This window comes from Brevundimonas sp. KM4 (assembly GCF_000964075.1).
GTDB classification, from domain to species: domain Bacteria; phylum Pseudomonadota; class Alphaproteobacteria; order Caulobacterales; family Caulobacteraceae; genus Brevundimonas; species Brevundimonas huaxiensis.
This window is the reverse complement of sequence record NZ_JZRG01000006.1, coordinates 1-15,009: the sequence shown is the minus strand read 5'-3', so window position 1 is coordinate 15,009 and position 15,009 is coordinate 1. Positions and strand designations below refer to the sequence as shown.

The 15,009-nt window shown below is 67.0% G+C and carries 14 protein-coding genes and 1 tRNA gene; 4 read left to right on the top strand and 11 right to left on the bottom strand.

The window, feature by feature from the left end:
* Window positions 1-46 precede the first annotated feature (46 nt).
* From VH88_RS02875 to VH88_RS02855, 5 genes are read right to left on the bottom strand one after another with little or no spacing between them, the layout of a single operon-like run.
* Complete coding sequence (locus VH88_RS02875; RefSeq protein WP_039243917.1) at window positions 47-448, bottom strand: acyl-CoA thioesterase; 402 nt, start codon at window positions 446-448, stop codon at window positions 47-49.
* A gap of 33 nt (window positions 449-481) precedes the next feature.
* Entirely contained in the window at window positions 482-1,060 is a 579-nt protein-coding gene (locus VH88_RS02870; RefSeq protein WP_045809922.1) for a hypothetical protein, read from the bottom strand.
* A 4-nt stretch (window positions 1,061-1,064) separates the two neighbouring features.
* The gene (locus VH88_RS02865) at window positions 1,065-2,237 is read right to left on the bottom strand and encodes a polysaccharide biosynthesis/export family protein (RefSeq protein WP_045809921.1); all 1,173 of its coding nucleotides are present in this window, start codon (window positions 2,235-2,237) and stop codon (window positions 1,065-1,067) included.
* 30 nt (window positions 2,238-2,267) lie between these two features.
* Entirely contained in the window at window positions 2,268-3,551 is a 1,284-nt protein-coding gene (locus VH88_RS02860; protein ID WP_045809920.1) for a glycosyltransferase family 1 protein, read from the bottom strand.
* Between the two features lies 1 nt (window position 3,552).
* Window positions 3,553-4,545, bottom strand: coding sequence for an SIS domain-containing protein (locus VH88_RS02855; protein WP_045809919.1), 993 nt, complete (start codon window positions 4,543-4,545; stop codon window positions 3,553-3,555).
* 168 nt (window positions 4,546-4,713) lie between these two features.
* On the opposite strand from VH88_RS02855, the gene otsB reads away from it, so the two are divergent.
* From otsB to VH88_RS02840, 3 genes are read left to right on the top strand one after another with little or no spacing between them, the layout of a single operon-like run.
* Window positions 4,714-5,472 (top strand): trehalose-phosphatase, encoded by a 759-nt coding sequence (gene otsB, locus VH88_RS02850; RefSeq protein ID WP_231576568.1) that lies wholly within the window; start codon window positions 4,714-4,716, stop codon window positions 5,470-5,472.
* 4 nt (window positions 5,473-5,476) lie between these two features.
* Window positions 5,477-7,261, top strand: a complete 1,785-nt coding sequence (locus VH88_RS02845; protein WP_045809917.1) for a glycoside hydrolase family 15 protein — start codon at window positions 5,477-5,479, stop codon at window positions 7,259-7,261.
* 42 nt (window positions 7,262-7,303) lie between these two features.
* Complete coding sequence (locus VH88_RS02840) at window positions 7,304-8,716, top strand: trehalose-6-phosphate synthase (protein ID WP_045809916.1); 1,413 nt, start codon at window positions 7,304-7,306, stop codon at window positions 8,714-8,716.
* 3 nt (window positions 8,717-8,719) lie between these two features.
* On the opposite strand, the gene VH88_RS02835 is transcribed toward VH88_RS02840, so the two are convergent.
* The 6 genes from VH88_RS02835 to VH88_RS02810 form a co-directional block, all read right to left on the bottom strand.
* Complete coding sequence (locus VH88_RS02835; protein ID WP_045809915.1) at window positions 8,720-9,694, bottom strand: esterase-like activity of phytase family protein; 975 nt, start codon at window positions 9,692-9,694, stop codon at window positions 8,720-8,722.
* Window positions 9,691-11,574 (bottom strand): cobaltochelatase subunit CobT, encoded by a 1,884-nt coding sequence (cobT, locus tag VH88_RS02830; protein WP_045809914.1) that lies wholly within the window; start codon window positions 11,572-11,574, stop codon window positions 9,691-9,693. The genes VH88_RS02835 and cobT overlap by 4 nt, the downstream gene beginning before the upstream one ends.
* 41 nt (window positions 11,575-11,615) lie before the next feature.
* Complete coding sequence (locus VH88_RS02825) at window positions 11,616-12,860, bottom strand: DUF418 domain-containing protein (RefSeq protein WP_052689468.1); 1,245 nt, start codon at window positions 12,858-12,860, stop codon at window positions 11,616-11,618.
* A gap of 57 nt (window positions 12,861-12,917) precedes the next feature.
* Window positions 12,918-13,475, bottom strand: coding sequence for a hypothetical protein (locus tag VH88_RS02820; RefSeq protein WP_045809912.1), 558 nt, complete (start codon window positions 13,473-13,475; stop codon window positions 12,918-12,920).
* Complete coding sequence (locus tag VH88_RS02815) at window positions 13,472-14,353, bottom strand: 3-hydroxybutyryl-CoA dehydrogenase (RefSeq protein ID WP_045809911.1); 882 nt, start codon at window positions 14,351-14,353, stop codon at window positions 13,472-13,474. Before VH88_RS02815 ends, VH88_RS02820 begins: the two co-directional genes overlap by 4 nt.
* Before the next feature lie 104 nt (window positions 14,354-14,457).
* Window positions 14,458-14,763, bottom strand: coding sequence for a YggT family protein (locus VH88_RS02810; protein WP_017504977.1), 306 nt, complete (start codon window positions 14,761-14,763; stop codon window positions 14,458-14,460).
* A 163-nt stretch (window positions 14,764-14,926) separates the two neighbouring features.
* Between VH88_RS02810 and VH88_RS02805 the strand changes: the two genes are divergently transcribed.
* Window positions 14,927-15,002: transfer RNA gene (locus VH88_RS02805), tRNA-Ala, on the top strand.
* The last annotated feature ends 7 nt before the right edge of the window (window positions 15,003-15,009 follow it).

Sequence of the window (15,009 nt, the reverse complement as noted above, 5' to 3'; positions counted from 1 at the left end):
AGGCCCGCCCCGGCGCAAGGTCAAGATTTGCGCCGCTCGCCGCGCTCTACGCCTTGCCGGGCAGAGGGCGGGGTTTGCGGTTTTCGTCGATGGCGACATAGGTGAAGACGCCCTGGGTCACGCGCACCGAAGCGGCCTGGGGCTGGCCCCGCGCCCGCTTCCACGCCTCGACCTGGACGCGGATGGAGGTGCGGCCCGAACCGATGACGTGGGCGTAAATGCTGACCTCGTCGCCGACCGAGACCGGCTGGTGAAAGACCATGCCGTCCAGCGCCACGGTGGCGCAGCGACCGCAGGCCAGTTCGAACGCCGGAGTCGCGCCCGCAAGGTCCATCTGCGCCAGCAGCCAGCCGCCGAAGATGTCGCCCTCGGGATTGGTGTCGGCGGGCATGGCGATGATGCGACCGACGGGCTGATCTTCGGGCGGATATTCGGGGGCGTCGGACATGGAAGGAGCCTGCAGTTCGGGGAGGCGGGCTCTCTAGCGCGGCCTTGACGGCTTGTCGCCCTTGAGCGCCTTGGGACGCGCGGGCTCCGGCACGGACAGGGTCAGGCGGGAGGTGCGAAACGCCTGTGCATCGCGCAAGGCGCGCCAGGCGGCGCCCAGTTCCATGGCGGTCAGGAGATGATCCTGGGTCAACACGCCGCGCCGAGACGCCCGCAAGATTGCGACATCGGCCATGAGACGCGCTGCGGCCTGAACATCTTCACGGCCCGACCGCGCGCCCAAATCCTCCAGCCGGGCGAAGCGCCAGCCCTGTTCGGACGGATAGCGCAGGGCCAGGGCGAAGCGTTCGGGCGGCTCGATCTGGCGGGCGATAAAGATCCAGTCCGCCGTGTCGGGATCGCGACGATAGTGGCCCGGCTGGGTGGGCAGCCCAGCCTGGGCGTAGATCTCCAGCGCCCCGGCTTCGATTTCAGCCAAGGCCAGGCTCAAGGCGTCGGATTGCTCCTGCGCCAGATCGGTCGGTCGCTCGAACGGGTCGATCGTGTCCTCGGCGAGTGCAGCCGGTGACTTGTGCGAAAACAGTCCCGAAAGCAGCGCCCGCCGTCTGGCCATGACGTTAGTCGTTGTTGAGCGTGCTGGTCACCGACACGTCATAGACGACGCGGGTCAGGCTCTGAACGACCTCGAAGAACTTGCGCATCTCCGCGGCGCCGGCCAAGGGCACATAGATCACGTCCTCGGGCATGACTTCCATGTTGGTGGCGGCGAAAACGTTGGCGGCGTCGCTGAAGTCCAGTTCGTAGACGACTGGCACGCCGCGCGGGGTGGCCGGCTGGTTGATGCCCAGCGCCTGGGCCACCTCGGGACGTTCGAAGCGGAAGATCAGAACGCGACGCGCATTGGCGGTATTGGTGTTCAGGCCGCCGACCTTGGACAGGGCGCCGGTCAGGGTCACGGGACCGGCCGGCATATCGACCTGGGCCACGGCGTTCAGGCCGCCGAAGGTCGAGAAGCGGCGGGGCTTGTACTGGACATTGACCACGTCGCCGCGCTGCAGACGCACGTTCTCGCCGAACTCGGTCGTCACGGCCGACAGCGGCGCGGTGTAGGTGCGGCCCTCGCGCTGGATCGAGATGGTCAGGTCGTCGGTGGTGCGGGCTGAGCCGCCGGCCGCAGCGATCACGTCCAGGATGCGGTCGCTGTTGACGCCCAGTGGCGCACGACCCGGCTGGCGCACGTCGCCCAACACATTGACCGTGTTGGAGGCATTGCCGGCGATGGACACCAGCACCTGCGGATTGGCGACCTTGCCGACCAGGGCGCGCCGGATCGCCGCCGCCGCCTGAGTGGAGGTCAGGCCCTGAACCCGAACCTGCCCGCCGAACGGAATGGTCACTGAGCCTGACCGATCGACCGTCGCACCCGGCAGCGCCTGATTGCCGCCGGACATGGTGGCGGCGTTACGGCCCGACGCGGAGCCGGCACCCAGGGTTCCACCGAATAGCGAACCAGACGGATCGAAGATCGAGATCGCCAAGGTGTCGCCCTCGCCGATCACGTCTGCGGGCTGATCGCTCGATCCTGCCGCGAGGCTGCCGAAGAACTGCGGCGGGATCTGCTTCATACGTTCGGTGGCTTCGAACGTCAGCGGCACCAGCGCGTAGCTGCCCAGCGCCGAGGCGGTGGTGGCCCCGGCGTTGACCGAAGCGCCCGAGGGCCCGTCTCTAGGTAGGGTGGAGCAGCCGCCGAGAATGGCGACAATAGCAAGCGGCAGGATGGTGCGCGTCATGAAGCTGGAAAGCCCTCGTTCGCGGATTGATTACAAGCCTTTGGGCGCGCTCGCCAGTGGCGAAACGGTTTGAAGCCCGATGGCGTCAGCGATGCTGCGGAAATGCTCGGTCCAGGACGGCGCCCTGTAGGAGGGCGAGGGTATCGGCGCCGCCTTGGTCGCGCGCTCGATGGCGGCCAGCCAACCTAGGCCGTCAAGCGGATCGATCAGTTCGGCGTTCGGCGTCAACTCGCGGTGGGGCGGAATGTCGGAGGCGATTAGCGACAGACCCATGGCGCAGGCCTCTACGGCGGGAAGGTCGAAGCCTTCGACGGATGAGGGGGCGAGTATGGCGCGGGCCCCGCGCATCAGCCTGGCCAAGACAGCATCGGACAGATTCGCCGCCTGGTGAACGACCCCTTGCAGATTGGGCGAGCGCTGCAGATGATCCAGCACCGCCTCGTTCTCCCAGCCGTAGCGACCAACCAGCACCAGGGACGGCGTCTGATCGCCCATCCGTTCTTCGAGGCGCCGCCAGAGAGTCAAAAGCAAGGCCAAATTCTTGCGCGCCTCGATCGTGCCGACGTGTACGAAATAGGGACGCGGCGCCTCAATCGCGTCGCCGGCGACGAAGGCCGGCTCCAGCCCCAGGTGGGCGACGTGGACCGGCGGCAGCGGCAGGCCCTCGCGCTCGGCGAAGGCGCGAAGTTCGTCGCCCGTGTAGGCGGAGTTGACGATGATCCTGCTTGCCAGACGCAGGGTGTTTGAGACCCGCGCATGATGTTTGTCGCCGTCGCCGGGCCGGCAGAATTCAGGGTGAGTGACCGGGATCAGATCGTGCAGCAGCACGACGCGTTCGATCCCCGCAGCCTTCAGATCTTCGAGCGCGGTCGGCTCGTGCAGGGTGGTGTGGCCGACGGTCAGATACAGGTCGGCCTGCGGCAGCGGGGCGACGTGGCGCGAACGGAAGAACTGTTTGAACACCCGCGTCTTGTCGGCGGGCTTCTCCTTCTCGGGCGCGGGCGCTGGGCACAGCACCGAGGCTGCCGGCCGTCGCTCTGAAGTCAGGGCGGCGAGCAGCCGCTGTTCGTGCGCCAGATCGGCCGCCGTGCTGGCGGCGCCGTTCCATTTGGCGCGCAGGTCGGCCACGAACCGCCGGAACCAGCCGATCTCGACCGCGACCAACCGGTTCTTGCGGCCACGCACCGGGATGGTCGTGACATCGGGCGAGGCGAGCAGCCATTCGGCATAGGCCAGACACACCCGGTCCACGCCCGTCGGCGCCGACCGTTCGGCCCGGCTCATCAGCCGGCTGGCGTCGTAGAGAATGCGCATCCTAGGCGACGTAGCCGGCCTGCATCAGTTCCGCGATATGGACGATGGCCGTGGGCTTGCCGTCCTCGACCACGAACAGATTGGCGATCTTGTTGGCGGTCAACAGATCGACGACGTCGCTCATCCGCGCATCCGGATCCACGGTGATGGGATTGGCGCTCATGATATCGGCCGCCGTCAGATGGGTGGTGTCGCGCTGGAAGGCCCGGCGCAGGTCGCCGTCGGTGACGATGCCAGCCAGCGCGCCATCGGCGTCCAGCACGGCCACCGCACCTTTGCGACCTTCGGTGATCGCCGAGACCACATCGCCGAAGCTGGCGTTCAACGGCACGCTGGCCGGTACGGCGGCATTGTCGCCCATCCATTCGCGCACGCTTTGCAGACTCATGCCCAGGGCGCCGCCGGGGTGGTGCAGGCCGAAGTCCATGGCCGTGAACTCGCGGCGATCCATCAGCACCATGGCCAAGGCATCGCCCAGAGCGAGGGTCATCAGGGTCGAGGTGGTAGGCGCCAAGCCGTTGGGGCAGGCCTCCGCGACCTTGGGCATGGTCAGACAGACCGCTGCGTTGCGGCCCAGAAAGCTGGCCGGCCGCTGGGTGATGGCGATCACGGGAATGCCGTTGCGCTGGCAATAGATCAGCGGATCGCGCAGCTCGCGGCTCTCGCCCGAGTTGGAGATGGCCAGCACCGTCACGTCGGGGCGCAGCATCCCCAGATCGCCGTGGCTCATCTCGGCCGGGTGGACGAAGAAGGCGTTGGTGCCGGTGGAGGCCAGGGTGGCGGCGATCTTGCCGCCGATATGGCCCGACTTGCCCATGCCGGTGACGACGACATAGCCCGGCCGGCTCATGATGACATCGACTGCGCGCGCCAGCGAAACGTCGATCGAGCGTTCCAGCGCCTCCAGCGCCTCGATGTTCAGGCGCACGACCTCACGGGCGCGGTCGGTCATCACGGCGATGTCGTCGGGGGTCGAGTGAGCGATCTCGGTCATTGTTTCCTGGCCCGCAGCCGGGCTCTCCTTCTTTGACGAGCGCGATCCGCCATAAGTGCGTTTCGCGCGCCGCCTCCCTTTCAGACGACTTTGTCGGTTTCTGGTCAACCTTTGCCGCTCTGGCGCGTTACGCCGACCGGGGAACTAAAACAAAGAGTTTGATCGTCAATGCCGTCTCATGCCGGAGCCGCCACGCTATTGCTCCCGACGCCGCCCGTCGTCGCCGACGGGATCGCCCTGTTTCTGGACATGGACGGCGTGCTGGCGCCGATGGCCCCGACGCCCGACGCCGTCGTGCCGACCGCGCGTCGTACGGCGGCGCTGAAGGCGGTCGAGGCGCGACTTGCAGGCCGCGTCGCCATCGTCAGCGGACGCACCCTCGCCGAGATCGACCGCATTTCCGATCATGCCCTTGTCTCGGGCTCGGGCGTGCATGGCCTGGAGCGGCGTCTGAAGGACGGCTCCATCGAGCGCAAGACCCCCGACGCTGGCGTCGCCCAGGCGCTGGACGCGTTCGAGGAGTTCGCCGCCGATCGCCCCGGCGTGATCGTCGAGGACAAGGGCGTCTCCGTCGGTCTGCATTATCGTCAGGCGCCGGATGAAGCCGGCGCCGCCAAGGGGCTGGCGGCCGAGCTTCAGGCAGAGACGGGACTGACGCTCCAACCCGGTCATATGGTGCTGGAGCTGAAGACGCCCGGCGCCGACAAGGGCACGGCCGTCACAGCCTTTATGCAGGAGGCGCCGTTCAAAGGCGCCGTCCCGGTCATGCTGGGCGACGATTTGACCGACGAATACGGGTTCGAGGCTGCGGCGGCGCTGGGCGGATACGGCGTGCTGGTCGGCCCCGAGCGCGAGACGGCGGCGCGTTACCGGCTGGACGATGTGGATGCCGTGCTCACCTGGCTTGAAGCCGTAGCGAAGTCCTGAATCGATGAAGCCCAATCTTGACCTGTTCCCCATCGGCAACTGCGGCGTCAGCGCCCTGATCGACCGTCAGGGGCGTTTCGTCTGGGCATGCGCGCCGCGCGTGGACGGCGACCCGGTCTTTTCCGCACTGATGGATGGCATGGAGCCCGAGCACGGCTTCTGGGCCATCGAGATGGAGGACGTGAAGTCGATCGATCAGGCTTATGTCCGCAATACGCCGGTTCTACGCACAGTGATGACGGCCGAGGACGGATCGTCGGCCGAGATCATCGATTTCGCCCCGCGTCACCCGAAACATTCGCGCACCTATCGGCCGCTGGCCTTCGCCCGCATCGTGCGGCCGCTGTCGGGCACGCCGCGCATCCGTGTGCGGTTGCGGCCCTCGACGGACTGGGGCGCGCGCCGGGCGCCGCACACCTCCGGATCCAACCACATCCGCTATATGTGCGCCGACGTCACCTTCCGATTGACGACCGATTGTCCCGTGTCGCATGTGCTGGAAGAGCGCGTGTTCCGGCTGGAGCGGTCGCACGCCTTCTTCCTGGGCCCGGATGAGGGCTACGATCAGGATGTCGGCCACGGCGTTCAGGGCGCGCTGGATCGCACGGTTGCCTATTGGCAAGACTGGGTGCGCAAACTCTATCTGCCGCTCGACTATCAGGAAGCTGTGATCCGCGCGGCGATCACGCTGAAGCTGTGCGCCTATGAAGAGACCGGCGCCATCGTCGCCGCCATGACGACCTCGGTGCCCGAGTTCAAGGAGAGCGGGCGCAACTGGGACTATCGCTACTGCTGGATCCGCGACGCCTATTACACGGTGCGGGCGTTAAACCGGCTGGGCGCGGTCGACATCCTGGAGAACTATCTCGTTTATCTGAGGAACCTGGTCGACGATTCCGCGGGCGGCCACGTCCAGCCGGTTTACGGCGTGGGTCTGGAGCCCGGGATCGGCGAGAGCATCATCGACAGCGTCGAGGGCTATCGCGGCATGAAGCCGGTGCGGATCGGCAATCAGGCGCACGAACATCTGCAACACGACGTCTACGGACAGATCGTGCTGCCGCTTGTCCAGGCCTTCTACGACGCACGGCTGCTGCGTCCGGGTACGCTGGAGGATTTCCACGCGCTGGAAGCCATCGGCGAGCGCGCCTTCGCCATGCACGATCAGACCGATGCGGGCCTTTGGGAGTTCCGCACCATTGCGCGGGTCCACACCTATTCGTCCGTCATGTGCTGGGCCGCCTGCGATCGTCTGGCCAAGGCGGCCGACCATCTGAACCTGCCGGATCGGGCCGCCTTCTGGCGTGAGCGGGCGCAAATCATCCGTCAGCGGATCGAGGCGGAGGCCTATCTGCCCGATGAGGGCCGGTTCGCCGCCAGCTTCGGCGGGCGCGAGCTGGACGCCTCCTTGCTGCAGATGACCGACCTGGGCTTCCTCGACGCCCACGATCCGCGTCAGGTCGCCACCTTCGACGCCATCGAGCGCGACCTGAAGAAGGGCAGCCACCTGTTCCGCTATGTGGAGCCGGACGACTTCGGCGAGCCGGAGACCGCCTTCAACTTCTGCACCTTCTGGTTCATCGAAGCCCTGCACCAGAACGGCCGCATCGAGGAAGCCCGCACCATCTTCCAGGAGATGCTGAGCCGGCGGACGGCTGCAGGGTTGTTGAGCGAGGATATCTCGATCGACGATGGCGAACTGTGGGGCAACTATCCGCAGACCTATTCCCTGGTCGGCATCATCAATTGCGCCGTGCTGCTGAGCCGTTCTTGGACCGATGTGCGTTAATGTCTGGACCCCGGGGCTGGGGTCGCCGAGTGAAGTGAAGTCATGAGCCGCCTGATCGTTGTTTCGAACCGGGTTTCGGCCTCGACCGACCCCGCCGCAGGGTCCGCCGGCGGCCTGGCCATGGCCCTGTCCGCCGCCCTCAGAAAATACGACGGCCTGTGGTTCGGTTGGTCGGGCGAGCGGGTGGATCACTACAGCGGCGAGGTGAAGATTGAGGACCGTGCCGGCGTCACCGTAGGGCTCGTCGATCTGGAGGGGCAGGATGTCGATGAATACTACAACGGCTACGCCAACAAGACGCTGTGGCCGTTGTTCCACCACCGCATCGACCTGGCCCAGTACGAACGGTCCTACGGCGAGGGCTATGAGCGGGTGAACCGACGTTTCGCCGAGGCCCTGGCGCCGCTGATCCAGCCGGACGACATGATCTGGATCCACGACTATCACATGATCCCGATGGCGCGGGATCTGCGCCGCCTGGGCATTCGCAACCGGATCGGCTTCTTCCTGCACACGCCCTGGCCGGCGCGGCAGTTGCTGGTGACCCTGCCGCACCACCGGCGGCTGGTGGAGTCGATGTTCGACTTCGACCTGATCGGTTTCCATACGCAGGAATGGAGCGATCTGTTCACCGACTATGTGGTGTCAGAGGCTCAGGGCGAATTGGACGGGACCGGCGGGCTGGAGTGTTTCGGGCGCAAGGTCCAGACCGGCGTCTTCCCCATCGGTATCGACGTGGATGGTTTCCTGGCGGCGCGGAACTCGCAGCTTGGCGCGCGGACCTATGACCGGATGGCGGCGTCGTCGGCCTTCCGGTCGATGATCGTGGGCGTGGACCGGCTGGACTATTCAAAGGGGCTGGAAGAGCGGCTGCTGGGCTACGAACAATTCCTGCACGACAACGCCTCGATGCGGGGCGAGGTCTTCCTGTTGCAAGTCACGCCCATCTCGCGCGACGACGTCGACAGCTATCAGGACATTCGTTCGCGGCTGGACGCCCTGGCCGGACGGATCAACGGCGCCTTCGCCGACATGGATTGGCAGCCGATCCGTTATCTGAACCGCACCTATCGCCGGGATCAGCTGGCGGGCATCTACCGTGCGGCGCGGGTCGGTCTGGTGACGCCGCTGCGCGACGGCATGAACCTGGTGGCCAAGGAATATGTCTGCGCCCAGAACCCGGACGATCCCGGCGTGCTGATCCTGTCGCGCTTCGCCGGCGCGGCCGAACAGATGGGCGAGGCGCTGCTGGTCAATCCCTACAGTCGCGAGGAGCTGTCGGACGCCATCCAGAAGGCGCTGACCATGCCGCTGGCCGAGCGGATCCGGAAATGGGAAGCCCTGATGGATGTGGTTCGCGCCACCGATGTCGGCATCTGGCGCGATGATTTCGTGCGCGCCCTGCAAGCCGATGAATCGACTTCGCAACCGACGCAGTGGGCCGGCGCGGCCTGACGCCTAGCGCAGGTCGAAGGCCAGCATCAGGGTGCGCTGGGCCGGATTGAAGTTGTCGTCGGACAGGATGTAGAGGCGGGTCCTGCTGTTGCGCGTCTCTGCGGCGATCCCTTCGAAGTTGTCGGTGGTGCCCGGCAGTTTCAGCTCGATCAACACCGGCCCCAGCGTTCCGTCGGGGGCCATGCGGCGAACGCGCGCGCGCATGTCGATGGGCGCCCGGTACAGGCGCTGGACCACCAACCATCCGGGGCCGGACGGGTCGCGATCCAGGCCGGTGATGCGGTATTCGCTGTCGGGGATGGGGGTTGCAGGCGGCGCGCTGACGACCGTGCAGCTCGCTGTCGCGCAATCCCAGACGCCGCCGGCCTCGCCAGAGACGCGCCAGCCGCCGGGGGCAGCGGCCAGACCCTCCATCCCGTCGTTCTCGGTGAAGGCGAAGTCGGGCGACAGCACCGGCGACGGCTGGGTCTTCAGCGCCGACAACGGGCCGTAGTTCCAGATGCGGTGACGCCGCTCGAAACTGACCAGCAGATCGCCGGAGGGGATGATGGCCAGGCCCTCGGCGTCGCCGTCCGACTTGTCGGAAATCGCAGCGCCATCCTGAAGCGTCAGCCGACGCGAGCGGAAATGATCCAGGCCGATCAGCCGCCCCCGGACGTCCAGGCGAATGTCGCCGCGCACCAGATCACCGGTGTCCGATACCGTGACGAAACCGCCGTCGCCGGTCAGCTTCAGGTCCGACAGGCTGTGCAGCGGCGAGGTCGGCGCGGCGCTGACCTGCAGGCCGCCGGCGAACGTCACGCCGTCAGCCAACTGCGTGCCGCCGGGCAGGCCCAGGCTGACGCTTCGCAGTTCCGCGACCCGGGGCGTCCAGCCGTCCGACGACAACGGATAGGGACGCGGCGCGCCCAGCGAGGCGGCGCAGGCCGACAGCGACAGGGCGATCCAGACACTGGCCAGCCGGCCGAAACGACTCATGCCGCCAGCTTTCGCTTGGCGCGACGGGTGGGACCGGCCGCACCCTCGTTCTCGAACAGTTCGGCCAGCTTCTCGGTCATGGCCCCCGCCAGCTGTTCCACATCCACGATCGTCAAGGCCCTGCGATACCAGCGGGTCACGTCATGGCCGATGCCGATGGCCAGCAGTTCGACCGGCGAGCGATCCTCGATCTCGGCGATCACCTGGCGCAGATGCTTGTCCAGATAAAGCGCCGCATTCGCCGACTGGGTCGAGTCGTCGACCGGCGAACCGTCGGAAATGACCATCAAGATGCGGCGCTGTTCGGTGCGGGCCAGCAGACGACCGTGGGCCCATTGCAGGGCCTCGCCGTCGATATTCTCCTTCAGCAGACCTTCGCGCATCATCAGGCCCAGGTTCTTCTTGGCCCGGCGCCAGGGCGCATCGGCGGCCTTGTAGATGATGTGGCGCAGGTCGTTGAGGCGGCCGGGATTTTGCGGCTTGCCAGCGGTGATCCAGGCCTCGCGGCTTTGTCCGCCCTTCCAGGCGCGGGTGGTGAAGCCCAGGATCTCGACCTTGACGCCGCAGCGTTCCAGCGTCCGCGCCAGGATGTCGGCGCAGACCGCCGCCACCATGATCGGCCGCCCGCGCATCGAGCCGGAGTTGTCCAGCAGCAGGGTCACGACCGTGTCGCGGAACGGGCTCTCGCTCTCGGCCTTGAACGACAGGGGGGCGGTCGGGTCGGTGACGATCCGGGTCAGGCGCGCCGTGTCCAGCATCCCCTCTTCCAGATCAAAGACCCAGGAGCGGTTCTGCTGCGCCAGCAGCCGGCGTTGCAGCTTGTTGGCCAGGCGCGAAACGACGCTGGACAGAATGGCCAGCTGGCCGTCCAGCAGGGCGCGCAGCCGGTCCAGCTCGACCGGGTCGCACAGGTCGGCGGCGTCCACCACCTCGTCGAAGGCGGTGGTGAAGACGCGGTAGAAATCGACCGCGCGGCCGTCGTCGGCCGTCTGCTGACGGTTCGGCTGCTGGCCTTCCTGAAGTTCCGGGCCGTCGTCGGCGCCTTCGCCGTCGGGATCGGCGGGCGCGCCCTCGGGGCGGCTTTCACGCTCTTGCTCGGAAGACTGATCGTCGGCGTCGCCCTCCATCGACTGAGAGCCTTCGCCGCCGTCCTGCTCTTCCTCCTCGTCCTGATCGTCGTCGGCCGCGGGGTCCTGAGGATGCGGTTCCTCGTCGCCGGGATCTTCGGACGTGTCCTCGCCGCGCCCGTCGCCGGGGTCGAGGTCCAGCGCGCGCAGCACCTCGCGCATCTTCAGCGCGAAGCCCTCCTGATCGCCCGCCGTGCCGGCCAGGGCGTCCAGCTTGGCCCCAGCCTTGGCCTCGATGTTGGCGCGCACCAGATCCAGCATGGCCCGGGCGCCGTCGGGGGCGGGGCGCCCCGTCAGCCGTTCGCGCACCAGAAGCGCCACGGCTTCGGACACCGGCACGCGCTCGGCCTCGCTGATGCGCAGGGCGCCGGTCTTTTCCAGCCGCGTGATCAGGGCGGCGCCCAGATTGTCGCGCACCCCGGCCAGATGTTCCGAACCAAAGGCCTCGACGCGCGCCTGTTCGACCGCATCGAACACCTCGGCCGCCTTGACGTCCGCCGGCCGCATCCGGCTGTTCACCGCCGCATCGTGATTGGCCAGACGCAGCGCCAGCCGGTCGGCCTGGCCGCGCAAGGACGCGCTCTCGGGCCCTGACGGATCGCGGGGCGGATGGGGCAGGGTCAGGACGCCGTTCGACAGCTTGGGCCCGTCCGACCCGAACACCACCTCCAGCTCGGGCTGTTCGGCGAGCGCCCGCGCGGCATGACCCAGCGCGCGCTTGAAGGTTTCGGCGGGAGTATCCGGGGCGGCCATGGCCCTCAGTTAATCGCTTCGCGCCTGCGATAAAAGCGCCGTCAGCCGCCTTTTGAAATCGGCACCCGCCGGCCATAGGTCAGACAGCGCCAAACCCACTCCAGCGGCCCCATGCTGAACCGCGACAACCACAGTGGCGACCAGATCAGTTGCAGCGCCCAGACCGCCAAGACCAGGCCCCACATCTGCACATAGTCGGCGCGTCCGAACAGGCGCGGTCCCCAGGGCATGTAGAAGATGGAGGTCATGATCAGGGTCTGGGTCAGATAGTTGGTGAAGGCCATCTGACCTACCGGCCGCAGCGCCGCCGTGATCCAGGCCGCCCCTCGCGTCGTCGCCAGCACGATCAGGCTGACATAGGCCAGGGTGACGAAGATGGGGAAGGAGGCGATGACCTCCGCAAGGCCGCGCGTCGGGTGGGTTCCGGCCGGGGCCATGGCTTCACGCCATTCCAGCACGCCCAGCAGGGCCAGTACGGCTCCGCCGACGCCGATCAAGGCGACATAGACCCCGTTGGGCGCCCGGCCGCTGAACACGCCGGCCTTGAACAGGCCCAGACCCAGCATCATCAGGGCTACGGTCGAGAAGACGAACATCGTCAGGCTGGCGCCCTGCAGCAGCAGCCAGTTCTGAATGTTCTGGCCCATCGCCCCGGTCCAGCCGCTGCGATAGGCGGCGATCGACTCCGTCACCATGGCGGCGGTGTAATGCGGCCCGCCCTGGTTCATCGCCTCGGTGATCGCCGGCGGCCCGGCGACCATCAGCCAGGTCGCGCCCGCCTGCATTGCGCCCAGCAACAGGGTCACCGCCAGGCCGATCCCGATCAACGTCCCCGCCCGCATCGACCGCAACAGCATCACGAACAAGCCCGACCAGGCGTAGAGCAGCAGCACGTCGCCATACCAGAAGGCCAGGCCGTGGATCAGGGCGATGACCGCCAGCCAGAACAGGCGGCGCCGCAGCAGTTTGCCACGCGCCGCATCGCCCCGCTCGCCCCCAACCAGATAGATCGAGGCCCCGAACAGCATCGAAAACAGGGTGATGAACTTCTGGTGGAAGAAGACGTCCATCGTCCAGCGCGCTACGGCGTTGGCGCCGGTGACCGGAAACGGGCTCAGGCTGGCGTCCTGATAAACCATGACCGGCAGGCCGAACGAGACGACATTGACGGCCAGGATGCCCAGCACCGCCAGCCCCCGCATGACGTCCAGGCTGGCGATGCGCGAGGTCGCCGCGACGGGCGACAGGATTTCCGCCGCATCCTTGTCCGTGTCGTCCATGGTCATTCTCGGATCCCCCAATCCTCGAACTCAGGCGTCAGGCGCGAATGCCAACCCTGCTTCTCAGCCTTTGGGCATCAGGCCCAGTCTGTCTTTGACCGCCGGCCGCGCCTCGAAGGCGATGAAGGCGGCGCATAACCCGGCCCACAGGGCGTAGCTGACGCCCACGATTATGGCGATGGGCAGGCCGCCGACGCCGAAGATCAGCAGGGTGGTCTCGGTCGCACCGAGAGCCTGAATCACATCGCCGGCCTCGAACCAGCCCATAACGCTCATGCCCAGGGCGACGACGATCTGGACCAGGGCCGCCGCCAGGCCGCCGTACATCATGAAGCGCCAGACGACGCCCAGCCGCGTGCCGGGCCGGCCGTCACGCTTGCGCTCGTTCAGCACGCGATACAGCGCCAGCGGCACGGTGATCAGGCCGATCAGCATCACCATCAGCCGCCAGTCCATGTCGCGACCCGGCAGATAGGCGTGCGGCCGCCAGAAGGGCAGGGTCAGCCACAGAGGCGGCCAGGCCGCGCCGGCCAGGCAGGCCAGAATCCGAGGCGTCCGCCCAGGCCGCGCGGCGATGGTCGCCTGACCGGGCAGGTCGGAATAGCTCTCGAACCGGTTCATCGCGTCGGCGCCGGCGCAGCGCCGGAATAGTCATAGAAGCCGCGTCCGCTCTTCCTGCCCAGCCAGCCGGCCTCGACATATTTCACCAGCAGCGGACAGGGGCGGTATTTGCTGTCGGCCAGGCCGTCATACAGCACGTTCATGATGGCCAGGACGACGTCCAGACCCATGAAGTCCGCCAGTTCCAGCGGGCCCATCGGATGATTGGCGCCCAGGCGCAGCGCCTTGTCGATCGAGGCGACGTTGCCGACGCCTTCGTACAGAGCGAAGATGGCCTCGTTCATCATCGGCACCAGGATGCGGTTGACGATGAAGGCGGGAAAATCCTCGGCGTCCGTGGTCGTCTTTCCCAGGCTCTCGGCGAAGGCGACGGCGGCGGAATGGGTCTCGGCCGAGGTGGCGATGCCGCGAATGATCTCCACCAGCTTCATCACCGGCGCCGGCTTCATGAAGTGCAGGCCGACGAACCGGTCCGGCCGGTCCGTCGAGGACGCCAGGCGGGTGATCGAGATTGACGAGGTGTTGGACGCCAACAGGGTCTGCGGCCCCAGGTGCGGCACCACCTCGGCATAGATGGCCTTCTTGACGGCCTCGTCTTCCAGCGCCGCCTCGATGACCAGATCGGCGCCGGCGACGGCCTCGGCCATTCCGTCGCTGGTCGTGATGCGGGTCAGGGCCGCGTCGGCGGCGGCCTGATCGACCAGGCCGCGTCCGACATGACGCGCCAGGCTGGCCGCGATCTCGCCCTGCGCCATCGGCAACCGGTCGGCGACGACGTCATAAAGGCGAACCGAATAGCCCCCGAGCGCGACCGCCTGCGCGATGCCTGCGCCCATCTGTCCGGCGCCCAGAATGGCGACTGTGGTGATCGTGGTCATGAACCGTGGTCGAAAGTGGTCGGGCGGGCACCTTTAGAAAGGAAGGCGCGCGGCGCAAGAGCGGATCAACCCTCTCGCATCAGATTTCCGCCCGGCGTGTCGCCTCAGCCGAGCAACTGGATCAGGGCCGGCGCCGCCGTGCGGTTGAACAGCACGCTGATGAACTGCAACAGCAGGATCACCACGATGGGCGAGATGTCGATGCCGCCCAAGTTCGGAATGATGCGGCGAAACGGCTCCAGCAGCGGCGCCGTGACCCGGTCCAGAAAGGTCCCCACCGAATAGACGAAGCGGTTGCGATAGTTGACGACATCGAACGCCACCAACCAGCTCAGAATGGCCTGGGCGATGATGAACCAGATCATCAGACTGATGATGGTGTTGATCAACCAGACGAGCGCATAGCCCATGAACGGTAACTCCTGCTTGGATCGGCGCTTCTAGCCTGTTCGCCCCTGCTCCGACAACGGCCGTATCCGACCTGCGCGCTTTGCGCGCACAAGCCCGTTGACACCACGCCCGCCCGCCTTCTATGTCCGCCACGCCTGTGAAACCCGATCCCACGCTGGAAACGGGGCCGTAGCTCAGTTGGTAGAGCGCGTCGTTCGCAATGACGAGGTCAGGGGTTCGACTCCCCTCGGCTCCACCAATCCCTG